Raw genomic sequence first — 435 nt, 5'->3', positions numbered from 1 at the left:
CCAACACAAGGGCAGGTCGGCTAATTCGAGCTGTTTGGCGCGGGCTTCCTGCAGGTAGTTTTCGCCAAAGTCGCGAATGCCCGCGGCATGGGCTTCACGCAGCGCGCCAGCAGGTTTGGTCTTGCTGACAGCGAGTAGATGAATGCTTGTTACATCACGTTGCACAGCCAGTGCGGCTGCACGGATGCGCGCCTCAACCCGGGCAATGTTGCCTGCTATCGTGGACATTCGTGTAAGCCCGCTGTTGTGAAAGTCAGCGGCATTCTACTGGAATTGGGAGGGGGGATGGATATCGCTGACCTGGTTGGCATGCAGCCGCTGGAAGCGGCTGCATGATTTGCCTGCGCTTAGCGTTGCACAACCTGCAGCGCGCCTTTCTCTTTAGGCAGCACACGCTTGGCAACCACATAGTGGTTCTGCCAGTAAGGCTTTTGC

Annotated in this window: 2 pseudogenes; both read right to left on the bottom strand. The window is 57.7% G+C overall.

The annotated features are described in order from the left end of the window. Positions 1 to 228, bottom strand: a pseudogene (locus GHO25_RS25800) (YggS family pyridoxal phosphate enzyme); the annotation flags it as partial. Positions 229 to 347: 119 nt separating this feature from the next. Beyond that, positions 348 to 435 (bottom strand): annotated as a pseudogene (locus GHO25_RS25795) (peptidase P60); the annotation flags it as partial.

Origin of the sequence: Pseudomonas sp. FSL R10-1350 (genome assembly GCF_009600525.1) — a bacterium.
Taxonomy (GTDB): domain Bacteria; phylum Pseudomonadota; class Gammaproteobacteria; order Pseudomonadales; family Pseudomonadaceae; genus Aquipseudomonas; species Aquipseudomonas helleri.
The sequence above is the reverse complement of the archived record's forward strand: the minus strand, read 5'-3'. Positions and strand labels throughout refer to the sequence as shown.